The sequence below is a fragment of the Chryseobacterium echinoideorum genome, from assembly GCF_007474535.1.
GTDB classification, from domain to species: Bacteria; Bacteroidota; Bacteroidia; order Flavobacteriales; family Weeksellaceae; genus Chryseobacterium; species Chryseobacterium echinoideorum.
Genome location: NZ_VKNW01000002.1, coordinates 1 through 11988, shown reverse-complemented (window position 1 = coordinate 11988; position 11988 = coordinate 1). Strand labels below are relative to the sequence as shown.

The window sequence follows — 11988 nt, the reverse complement described above, 5'->3', positions numbered from 1 at the left end:
AAAGAAATTATGCCAGTAAGAAACTATACCTATTACGATTATACCATCAGTTTGTGTCCGGAATGCCTTAAAAGAGTCGGTGCTAAAATTATCATCGAAGATGATAATGTCTTCATGACCAAAAGATGTCCTGATCACGGATTTTTTAAAACTAAAATTGCTTCCGATGTTCAGTACTATAAAAACATACGAAACTACAATAAAGCATCAGAAACACCTGTTCATTTTGGAAACGATGTAGAGTATGGCTGTCCTTACGATTGTGGTTTATGTATTGATCATGAGCAACATAGCTGCCTTTCTATAGTAGAAGTGACAGATCGTTGTAATCTGACTTGTCCGACTTGCTATGCCATGTCTTCTCCACATTACGGAAGTCACAGAAGTCTGGAAGATATTGAAGCGATGTTAGATATCATTGTTAAAAATGAAAGCGAACCGGACGTTGTTCAGATCAGTGGAGGAGAGCCGACTATTCATCCTGAGTTTTTCAAAATCATGGATATTGCGAAGTCAAAACCTATCAAGCATTTGATGTTGAATACTAACGGTGTAAGAATCGCCAATGATCCGGGTTTTGCAGAAAAGTTAGCAACTTATGCACCGGAGTTTGAAATTTACCTTCAGTTTGATTCTTTTAAGCCAGAAGTTCTGGAAGATTTCAGAGGGAAAGATTTGACAGATGTTCGAATGAAAGCTTTAGAAAAATTAAATGCTTTAAATCTTTCCACAACATTGGTAATTGTCCTGCAAAAAGGTAAGAATATTGATGAAATAGGAAAAATTATTGAGTTTGCCTTAAAGCAAAAATGCGTTCGCGGAATTACCTTTCAGCCCGTGGAAATTGCAGGCAGAAACAGAGAAGATTCGGCACATGAAAAAATTACTTTAACGGAAGTAAGGCAGGAAATTTTAAATCAGTTTCCGCTTTTAAATTCGGATGATTTGATTCCGGTTCCGTGTAATCCCGATGCTTTGGCAATGGGATATATTCTGAAGCTGGAAGGTGAAACTATTCCTTTAACAAGATATATCAATCCCGCTGATCTGCTAAATAATGAAACCAAAAATACAATCGTCTACGAACAGGATACCGGTTTGCAGATGCAGCTCTTAGATATTTTCAGCACAGGTATTTCAGTGGATGAAGTAAAACCAAAAGTCAATCAGCTATTATGTTGTCTTCCTGAAGTTTCGGCTCCGAATCTTGATTATGATAATTTATTCAGAATCATCATTATGAATTTTATGGATGCCCATGATTTTGATGTTCGTGCAGTAAAAAAATCCTGTGTACATATCGTCAACAAAGATTTGAAAATGATTCCTTTTGAGACCATGAATTTATTTTATCGTGATGACAAAATCAAATATCTGGAAGAATTGCGAAAAGATGACAGGGTTTTATTTTAACTCTGATGAAGATTGCTTTAATCTGATGATTTGAAAAATTTAGTACTACTTTTGCGTTTGTGAAACATCTTGTTATTATCGGTCTCGTTATTCCCGAACCGGCTTCTACGGCAGCAGGCCACAGAATGATGCAGCTTATTGAATTGTTCAGAGAAAAAAATTACAGAATCACATTTCTTACTTCAGCCAAGAATATTGAGTTTTCGGAGAAAATTGATGTTGAAAAAATTGAAATCAACAGTGAAAGTTTTGACAAAAGAATTAAAGCTCTGAACCCCGACATCGTCCTTTTTGACCGATATGTCACCGAAGAACAGCTGGGTTGGCGGATTTCTGAAAATTGTCCGGAAGCGATTAAAATCCTTGATACAGAAGACCTTCATTTCCTTAGAGAAGCACGAAGAAAAGCTTTTATTGAAAAAAGAGAAGTAAACGATCAGGATTTCATCAATGAAATTTTTAAAAGAGAAATTGCTTCCATTTTGCGGTGTGATTTATCGTTAATCATTTCTGAATTTGAAATGAATTTGCTGATACAAAAGTTCAGAATTAATCCTGAAATTCTCTTTTATATTCCGTTTCTGACAGAAAAAAAGGAAAAGAATAAAACATCTTTTTTAGAGCGGAAACATTTCGTAAGCATTGGGAATTTTCTTCACGAACCTAATTGGCAGACTGTTATTAAGCTTAAAACGATCTGGAAATCAATTCGTAAGCTAATCCCGGATGCGGAACTTCATATTTACGGAGCGTATGCAACAGAAAAAGTTTTTCAGCTGAATAATGAGAATGAGGGTTTTGTTGTGAAAGGAAGAGCAGAGTCTGCGGAAGCTGTTTTGAAAGAATACCGTGTTTTACTCGCTCCCATTCCTTTTGGTGCGGGTTTGAAAGGAAAACTATGGGAGAGCATGAAATTGGGTTTGCCGAATGTTACCAGCTCGGTTGGAGCAGAAGCGATGCACAAAAATCTGCCATGGAATGGTTTTATTGAAGATTCTGACGACAAGTTTATCAAAAAAGCGGTTGAGCTATATCAAAATGAAACAGTCTGGAACCAGGCAAACGATTATGCAGCAGAGATCCTGAAACAGGTTTTTGATAAGCAGCTTTACGTTGACCAATTTTGGGAAAAAATTGCGAACATCAAGGAAAACCTTCAAGATCATCGGGCAGTAAATTACCTGGGAATCATTCTGCAGCATCATCAGTTAAATTCAACCAAATATATGAGTCGCTGGATTGAAGAGAAAAATAAAAAATAAAAGACAGATTTCTGCATTTTTAAGTTTTGTAGAAATCTGTCTTAAAAAGAAATTAAAAAGTTTAATCAAACTTCATTATTTCATTCAATTCGTTCATGTATTCGTACGCAGTAAGGTCAAATTTTACAGGAACAATAGAAATGTATCCGTTTGCCAAAGCCGTTTCATCTGCATCTTCAGATTCATCCATATTGTTGAAATATCCTGTAAGCCAGTAATATTTTTTTCCATGCGGGTTGATGCGTTCATCAAAGCTTTCTTCCCATTTTGCGTTCGCCTGTTTACAGATTTTTACGCCTTTTATTTCTTCTTTCGTAAGTTTTGGGATGTTAACATTCAGCACTACACCTTTTGGCATTGGGTTATCAATCACCTTTTTTACAATTCCCTGAATGTATTCTTTAGCCTGTGTGAAATCTGCTTCCCAGCTGAAATCCAGCAAAGAAAAGCCAATGGAAGGAAGTCCTTCTACACCACCTTCCACAGCAGCAGACATCGTTCCCGAATAAATAACATTGATGGAAGAATTGGCTCCGTGGTTGATTCCTGATACTACAATATCCGGTCTTCTCGGAAGAATTTTATCCAAAGCCATTTTTACACAGTCTACCGGAGTTCCGCTGCAGGAAAAATCCCATTGAGGTCCGTCCAAATGTACTTCTTCATAGCTTAAAGTAGAATTGATGGTAATTGCATGACCTTTTCCGCTTTGCGGAGAATTGGGAGCCACCACAATCACTTCTCCTATCTCATTCATAAATTCTACAAGATTTCTGATACCCGGAGCTGTAATTCCGTCGTCATTTGTTACCAGAATAAGTGGTTTTTCCATATAAAAAATTTAATTTTAACAAAAATACTTAAAACTAATTGATAATTCTAAAGAAGGTATTAATTTTGATAGTTTGTAACGGAAATTTAATTATCAATACTAATTAAAAACAATTTTAAAAAATTAATAAAATATATTATAGATTTATGTGGAAAAATTTTAAACTGAATAAATTTTTACTCCTCATACCATTAACAAGTCTTATGTTTTGTTTCAATTCGCCTCAAAATGATGATGAAAAGATGCAGACGATTATGGTGAGTGTTAAAAATACTCTTTCTTACTTACATTACAGCCCAAAACCTATCAATGATGCGTATTCTAAAGATGTTTACAAGCATTATTTTGAATTGGCAGATCCTGCAAAAAGATATTTTCTTCAGTCTGATATGGATGAATTTGCAAAGCATGAAACCAAGCTGGACGATTACATTAATCAGGGAGATCTTACATTTTACAAGCTTACGATTGATAGATTATACCAAAGAGTAGATGAAATTGATAAGATGACGCAGGATATTTTTACGAAACCAATCAATCTTGAAGAAGACGAAACATTGATTCTAGAGCCTAAACTTAAGAAAACTCCTGCAAACAAACAGGAGCAGTATAACGAGTGGAAAAAATTCATCAAATACAATATTCTTCAGGAAATTGAGTCGATGAACAGCAAAGAAGAAACTCAAAAAGAGAAAAAAGACTCTGTACAGAAATTTAAGCTCAAAGACACCATAAAACTCGAAATTCTTACACCTCAGCAAAAGCTGACAAAAGCAACAGATGAGGTAAAGGATCTGGTAAAAGAAACTTTTACAAGATTCAAAAAAAGAAAGAAAATGGATTGGTTTACGGTCTATATGAATGCTTATACAGAAGTTTTTGATCCGCATACGAATTATTATTCTCCAAAAGATAAAGAAGACTTTGACACTCAGTTTAAAGGAAAAGTGATCGGGATTGGCGCATTAATTCAGGAGAAGAAAGGTTATCTTTATTTAGGCGCATTAACAATCGGAGCTCCTGCGTGGAAATCTAAACAGCTTTCTGAAGGAGATAAAATTCTGAAAGTAAAGTCTAAACCAAAAGAAGATGCTGTGAATGTTGTTGGGATGCTTGCTGATGAAGCCGTGAGATTAATCAGAGGTGAAAAAGGAACTCCGGTAACTTTAACGGTTCAGAAAAAAGATGGTACGATCAGAGATGTAACCATGATTCGGGAAGAAGTTGCGATTGAGGATACGTTTGCGAAAAGTATTATTGTAAACTCACCGAATGGTAAAAAGTACGGATTTATCAATCTTCCAAGCTTCAATGCAGATTTTGAGGATGAAAAAGGCAGAAATGCTTCAGATGACATCAAAAACGAAATCATCAAACTGAAAGCTCAGGGAATTGAAGGAATTGTTCTTGATCTGCGAAACAACGGCGGAGGTTCTTTAACAGAAGTAGGAGATATTATGGGACTGTTTATGAATGCCGGTCCATACGTTCAGGTAAAAGACGGAAACGGAAAAATCCAAACTTTAAAAAACAAGCAGGAATCCCCGATCTGGAATGGTCCTTTAGTAATCATGCAAAACGAGCTTTCTGCTTCTGCTTCCGAAATTCTTGCCGGTGCAATGCAGGATTATGGCAGAGCAATCGTGGTAGGATCTCCACAGTCTTTCGGCAAGGGAACGGTACAGACTTTCGTAGATCTTAACAGATTTTTAAATACTGAAGATGATTTTGGATCTTTAAAACTGACGATTCAGAAATTCTACAGAGTGACAGGAGAATCAAACCAAAGAAAAGGAATTGTGTCGGATATTCAGATGAAAGATTTCTTCACTTTTGCGGAAATCGGAGAACGATATGATGATTTTGCTTTAGCTTGGGATAAAATTCCGAGTGCTAATTTCCAGAGAATGAATAATTTTGATGTGAAAGCACTAGAAAAAGCAAGCAGCGACAGAATGGCAAAAAATCCTAACTATCAGCTGCTTCTGGAATCTGCACAATGGAGAGAGCAGCTCAATAAAGAAGAAACAATTACTTTAAACATCAATAAGTTTAATGAATTGATGAAACAGAGAAAAGCACAGATCGAAAAGTTCAAAAAACTTTCTAAATTCGATAACGGGCTGAAGTTTGCCATGTATCCTGCAGAGATTGAGAGAGAAAAGAAAGATGAAGCATTTAAAAAGAAATCTGAAATGTGGATGAAAAATCTCCAGAAAGATTCTTATCTTCAGGAAGCGATGAATATCATTGCCGACATGAAGTCAAAACAATAAAATACCACAAACCAGCAACGAAAGTTGCTGGTTTTTTTATTCTGTAAAACACAAATCAGGCAGAAAAAACAACTCAGCAGTTAAAATCTACCATTCAGTCATAAAAATATTTTTCTGTAAAATTTTAGAGATAATTTTACAAAAAATAAAAACAGACATGAAAACGATATTTCAGAAAGTTGCTTTCTTTCTTTTGATGCTTAGCTTTCTTTTTTCTTATTCTCAAATTCAAGTTTCAGGAAAGGTTACTTTTAAAAATAGGGGAATCAGTGAAGTAAATGTTACACTGAAAGACACTTACGACGGCGCTACAACCGACAAAGACGGTAACTTTTCTTTCGAAACAACTGAAAAAGGAAATCATGTTCTTACATTTTCGCATCCTAAGTATATTGAAGTAGAAAAAAATATTTTGATAGGAAATGAAAATATTATAGTAACTACCGAAATTAAAGAACAGATCAGCGAGATTGAAGCCGTTGTAATTTCCGCAGGAGCCATTGAAGCTAGCGATAAAAAACGAGCCACAGCTTTGCTTACGCCCATAGATATTTATACGATTGCCGGAGCAGACGGGCAGGTTTCTTCTGCGCTCACTTATCTTCCGGGCGTGCAGAAAGTAGGTGAAACGGAAGGTCTTTTCATTCGTGGCGGAACCGGAACCGAAGCCAAAATTTTTATGGACGGAAGTCTTATCAACAATTATTTTTCTAATTCTGTTCCGGGAATTGCAGGAAGAGACCGCTTTAATACTTCTCTTTTTAAAGGAAATATTTTTTCCAGCGGCGGCTATTCTGCATTGTACGGACAGGCTCTCTCTGGTGTTCTGATGTTGGAAAGCGTAGATCTTCCCGATCAGAGTTCCTATGATATTGGAATTTCTCCGATATTCCTTAATGCAGGTTTCCAAAGATTAAGTGAAGATAAAAATCACTCTTATGGAGCAAGTGCAGGATATTCTCTGCTGACTCCGATGCGCAAAATTTTTAATTTTAATACCGATTTTACAGATGGACCACAAGGTTTTAACGGAGATGCAAATTTCAGATTTAAAACTAAATCCGGAGGCTTTTTCAAGTATTACGGAATGTATAGTACCGACAGAATGGGTGTAAAAACAGAAAGTCTGGAACCGGAATACGATTTTGCGCTGGTAAAGCTGAAAGGAAAAAATACATATCATAATCTCTCTTTCAGACAAAAATTCGGGAAATATCTTTTGAACATAGGAACTTCTTATTCTTTTAACGAATCTGATCTGAATTTTTCAACAGAAAAACAAGAAATAGAATCAGAGAATACTCAGATTTTAAATCAGGGAAACTACTTTAATTTTAAAACCGTTTTAGAAAGAAAACTGAATAAAATCAGTGCATTGAGAGGTGGTTTTGAGCTGAATAACACCAGTGAAGAGCTGAAAGTAACAGATTTTAATAAAAATTATAAAGATTTGATCTCTTCTGCTTTTGTGGAAACAGATTTGGGATTCAGCAATCATTTTTCTGCTAAAATCGGAGTTCGTTCGGAGCATTCTTCTTTTCTGAACCAATTTAATGTGGCTCCCCGTTTTGCTTTGGCTTACAGACTGGCAAAAGAATGGACAGCCTCTTTCGCCTACGGATTGTTTTACCAGAATCCGGAAAGCCGTTACATCAATTCGCCGCTGAAATTAGATTTTCAGCAGTCACAGCATTATATTTTTCAGATTCAGAGAGCTTCGGAAGGAAGAAGTTTGAGGCTGGAAGCTTTTTATAAAAAGTATGATGATTTAGTTAAAATTTTAAATATCAATGAGATAAACGGTCAGTCTCCGCCTGTGCAGACAGCGATTAATAATGACGGAAATGGTTTTGCCAAAGGTCTTGAATTTTTCTGGAGAGACAAAAAGACGTTCCAAAATATAGATTACTGGATAAGTTATTCTTTTCTGGATTCTAAAAGAGATTTTTTAAATTATCCATTGAGTTTAAGACCCAATTTCGCTTCAGAACATACGATTTCCGCAGTTGCCAAAAGATTTTTTCCTGATCTGAAATTCGGAGCCAATCTTTCTTATACTTACGCTAAAGGAAGACCTTTCTACGATATTGTTTCGCAAAACGGAGAAAATATTATCAGAAACGAAGGAAGACTGAAAGATTTCAGTTCACTTAATTTTAGTTTTAATTATCTTCCGAATTTAGGAAAGAAAGATGCGAAGTCGTTTGTTGTACTTGTGTTAAGTATTTCCAATATTTTAGGAAATAAAAATATTTACGGATATAATTTTTCCAGAAACGGGATGCAGAGTTCTGCGGTGGTACCGCCTGTAAATACCTTTGTTTTTGTTGGAGCTTTTTTCAGTTTCGGAGTCGACAGAACACAGGATGCAATCAATAATAATCTTTAACAATAATAATTTTTTAAAATTTAGAAATCATGAAAAAATATCTTTTAAGCTTTGCTTTAGTTTGTATGAGTTTACTTTCTTATGCTCAAACTAATTACGAAAAAATAATGACTGAAAAAATCAGCAAGTTGGAAACAAGCAAAACGCCGGAAGACTTTCAGGCTCTTGCCAACGATTTTCAGAGAATTGCCGATAAAGAAAAGGGAAAATGGCAGCCCAATTATTATACTGCATTTTCTTATATTCAGAAAGGAAGAATTTTGATGAGAGAAGGAAAAATGCAGACTTTGGATGAGGTGGCAGATCAGGCTCAAAAGTATGTGGATGTGGCAGAATCTATAGAAAAAAATAACTCTGAGATTCACTTGCTTCAAAAAATGATTTATTCGCTCAAGATGATGGTCAATCCTATGGAAAGATACATGACATTCGGAACAAAAGCGGAAGAAGCACTCAAAAAAGCTGAACAGCTGAATCCGGCAAATCCACGAGTTGTTTTGATTAAAGCTGAAGATACTTATTTTACTCCCGAACAATATGGTGGAAGCAAGGCTAAAGGAATGGAACTTTTTAAATCAGCTTTGGAGAAGTATAAAACTTTTAAGCCTAAAACGTCTTTAGATCCTAATTGGGGACAATCTGAAGCTGAATATTTTATCAGTCAGTAAAGTAAAGTTTAAAAATGGTATAAGAATATTAAAAATAGCGCCTTATACAGTTTATTATCTAAATTTGAATACACAATAACTTATGACACGCAAAAATCTGATAACTCTTGCCTGGGTTTCTTTCGCAACATCTATGTTCTTTTTCTTTTTGTTTACAAATGAAAAGACAATCGAAAACTTTTTGCTTACCATTCTTATTTCTTCCATGTATTCATTTGTTTTAGGTGGAGGAAACGGTTTTGTGAATGATTTTCTTAACAAGAAATTTCCTTGGTCTGAAGCCACGACAAAGCGTGCAGTCATCAGCATTGTTACGATTTTAATTACCAATATTATTCTGGTTTATTTCTGCAACTATATCAACTTTGTCGTTTTTCAGAAATCGGCAACAACGGAAGAGTATTTTCTTGGGAAATATAACTTTATCAATTGGTTTACCATCAATATTGCTTTACTGATTTCTGCATTTCTCCATGCAAAAGGTTTCATGGAGGAACTCAAAAAAGCTTCCAAAAAAGAAGTGGTGGAACAAAAACTTATTGCAAAATCTGCCAATGCACAGTTTGAAAGTCTGAAAAATCAGCTTGACCCTCACTTTTTGTTTAATTCTTTGAATGTTTTAAGCTCATTGATAGATGAAAACCCTATTCAGGCACAGAAATTTACGGCGTCAATGTCTAAGATTTACCGCTATGTTTTGGAGCAGAAAGATAAAGAACTTGTTACTGTAGAAGACGAGATTGAATTTGCCAAAATCTATTGCGAATTGCTTAAAACAAGGTTTGAAGACAGTGTAAATTTTATTTTTGATATTAAAAAAGAAGATATAAAGAAATTTGTTGTTCCGCTTTCTCTGCAGTTACTTCTGGAGAATTGTATTAAACATAATCTTGCCACTTCTTCAAAACCTCTTTTAATTAAAATTTTTACGGAGGGAGAGAGTCTGTGTATCGAAAATAATCTGCAGATCCGTGAGCAGATCAAAGAAAGTGCGGGAATCGGCTTGGCAAATATTGTACAGCGATACGCTTTGCTTACCAAACGGAATGTTTTTATAGAAAAATCTGAAGATTATTTTAAAGTAAAACTTCCTGTTTTGAATGAAAAACCAAATGTCGTACAAGAGATTGTTTCTGATGATGATATGTACTATGAAAGAGCATTGAAACGAGTGAAAGAAATTAAATCTTTCTACAATAATCTTATCTCCTACATTGTGGTGATACCGGTTTTAGTTATTATTAATCTGATAACATCACCTAAAAATCTTTGGTTTTACTGGCCTATGTTGGGTTGGGGAATGGGTGTGGCTGCACACGGATTAAGTGTATTTTCTATCGGTAGAAACTGGGAGGAGAGAAAAATACAAGAAATTTTAGAAAAAGAAAACAACAACTATGGAAAATAATATGATGCGAAATATCCGCTATCGTGAAGCAGAAAAAAAAGTAAAGAAAATTAAAGGCTTTTACATCCATCTTATGGTATATTTTTTTGTAAATATTTTTATCATTGTTTCTGAAGCTATTACAGCAAAACCCGGAGCGAAATTTTGGGAATGGGATTTGCTCGTTTTGCCTGCATTGTGGGGAATTGGTGTGGCTGCTCATGGACTGAGTGTTTTTCTGCCGGCATTTATCTTGGGTAAAAACTGGGAAGAAAAGAAAATAAGAGAATTAATGGAAAAAAATAAATAATATGAATGCACTTTATCTTGTTTTTTATGCATCTGTTGCGCTCTGGCTTTTCAGTGAACTGTATTATAAAAGAATGCTGAAATCCGGGGAAAAAGATCAGAAAAAAGATCAGTCAACACTCAATATTTTATGGGTAGTCATATTACCTTCTGTTTTTTGTGCCGTTTTGGTTTCCAAAACCACTTATTTTCCTATCAGAAATCAATACCTTACACTTTATATTGGTGAATTTCTTATTCTGACCGGAATTTTTTTCCGCTGGATTATCATCAGATCATTAGGAAAATATTTTACGGTTGATGTTTCCATCAAAGAAGATCACAAAATAAAGCAGGAAGGATTTTATAAATACATCAGACATCCTTCTTATACATTTGCGCTCCTTACTTTTTTAGGTCTCGGAATTTTTCTGAATAACTGGATTTCTTTATTTCTTGCTTTTGTGCCTACCTTTCTTGCATTTCTGTATCGCATTAAGATTGAAGAAAAGGCGCTTACTGAAAAATTTGGCGAAGAATACATTCAGTATAAAAAGAAAACTAAAATGCTAATTCCGCTTGTTTACTAAAATATTTAATGAACTTTTATAATTGAAAATAATATTAAAGGAGATGGTAAAACGTCTCCTTTGTTTATTTATATACTATAATATTTCTTTTGAATCAAAATTATACTTTGCCTTTACCCTCAAAAATATAATGATTTACAGAAATTTATTTTCTTTTATTTGTTCATTCCAAACCCGTCAAGTTTTGTCGCATTAAGGATTTAGTTTTGCAGAGGTAACAATAAAACTTATTATATGGAGACTTAATGACGATATTTTAAACGCAAAATATTTTCACGCTTTGCGATGCAATTCATTGCCTTTGCATCTTTAAAATTAAACGTTTTGAAAATAAATCTTTGCGTGAAATAAAACTTTATTACATGAACATTTGACGCATCATTTAACGCAAAGTTTAAAAAAAAGAATGCTATTCATAAGGTGCAAAGTTGAATCAACAAGTTGATTGATGAAGCGATATTTTCACGCTTTGCGACGCAATTCATTGCCTTTGCATCTTAAAACAAACCGTTTTGAATTAAACCTTTGCGTGAAATTAAAAATAAAACTTTATTACATGACATTTGACGCATCATTCAACGCAAAGTTTTAAAAAAAGAATGCTATTCATAAGGAGCAAAGTTGAATCAACAAGTTGATTGATGAAGCGATATTTTCAAGCTTTGCGATGCAATTCATTGCCTTTATATCTTAAAACAAAACGTTTTGAAATAAATCTTTGCGTGAAATAATCTTAAACCAGTAAAAAAAACGGTGAATTATGCATTCAAAAAATTCATTTATATTTGAAAAATTAAAAAATAAACTATTAAAAAAACACGGCTATGAAAAAACTCTATTCGGGTGCATTTCTTGTATGCACCATGGCTGTATCGCAGGCTCA

Annotated in this window: 9 protein-coding genes; 8 read left to right on the top strand and 1 reads right to left on the bottom strand. The window is 34.5% G+C overall.

From position 1 onward, the window contains the following. Nucleotides 1-9: 9 nt before the first annotated feature. Together FOL89_RS02460 and FOL89_RS02455 are read left to right on the top strand one after the other, a co-directional pair. Nucleotides 10-1413: a radical SAM protein gene (locus FOL89_RS02460; protein ID WP_144281268.1), complete on the top strand. Its 1404-nt coding sequence runs from the start codon at nucleotides 10-12 to the stop codon at nucleotides 1411-1413. A gap of 59 nt (nucleotides 1414-1472) precedes the next feature. Then, nucleotides 1473-2675 (top strand): glycosyltransferase, encoded by a 1203-nt coding sequence (locus FOL89_RS02455; RefSeq protein WP_144281267.1) that lies wholly within the window; start codon nucleotides 1473-1475, stop codon nucleotides 2673-2675. 61 nt (nucleotides 2676-2736) lie between these two features. Here the strand turns inward: FOL89_RS02455 and surE are convergent, their stop codons facing one another. After that, on the bottom strand, nucleotides 2737-3507 hold the full coding sequence (gene surE / locus FOL89_RS02450) for a 5'/3'-nucleotidase SurE (RefSeq protein ID WP_144281266.1): 771 nt from the start codon (nucleotides 3505-3507) through the stop codon (nucleotides 2737-2739). 146 nt (nucleotides 3508-3653) lie between these two features. Here surE and FOL89_RS02445 point away from each other — a divergent pair, with 146 nt between their 5' ends. The 6 genes from FOL89_RS02445 (at nucleotide 3654) to FOL89_RS02420 (ending at nucleotide 11105) form a co-directional block, all read left to right on the top strand. Then, on the top strand, nucleotides 3654-5783 hold the full coding sequence (locus FOL89_RS02445; protein WP_144281265.1) for a carboxy terminal-processing peptidase: 2130 nt from the start codon (nucleotides 3654-3656) through the stop codon (nucleotides 5781-5783). 157 nt (nucleotides 5784-5940) lie between these two features. Then, nucleotides 5941-8172 carry a TonB-dependent receptor gene (locus FOL89_RS02440; protein WP_144281264.1) on the top strand — a complete coding sequence of 744 codons (2232 nt, stop codon included), beginning with the start codon at nucleotides 5941-5943 and terminating at the stop codon, nucleotides 8170-8172. Nucleotides 8173-8201: 29 nt separating this feature from the next. Next, nucleotides 8202-8840: a hypothetical protein gene (locus FOL89_RS02435; RefSeq protein ID WP_144281263.1), complete on the top strand. Its 639-nt coding sequence runs from the start codon at nucleotides 8202-8204 to the stop codon at nucleotides 8838-8840. Between the two features lie 82 nt (nucleotides 8841-8922). Further along, nucleotides 8923-10248 (top strand): 2TM domain-containing protein, encoded by a 1326-nt coding sequence (locus FOL89_RS02430; RefSeq protein WP_144281262.1) that lies wholly within the window; start codon nucleotides 8923-8925, stop codon nucleotides 10246-10248. Beyond that, a complete protein-coding gene (locus FOL89_RS02425) occupies nucleotides 10238-10537 on the top strand; it encodes a 2TM domain-containing protein (protein WP_144281261.1) in 300 nt (99 codons plus the stop codon). The genes FOL89_RS02430 and FOL89_RS02425 overlap by 11 nt, the downstream gene beginning before the upstream one ends. Nucleotide 10538: 1 nt before the next feature. Next, nucleotides 10539-11105, top strand: a complete 567-nt coding sequence (locus tag FOL89_RS02420) for a methyltransferase family protein (RefSeq protein WP_185146891.1) — start codon at nucleotides 10539-10541, stop codon at nucleotides 11103-11105. The last annotated feature ends 883 nt before the right edge of the window (nucleotides 11106-11988 follow it).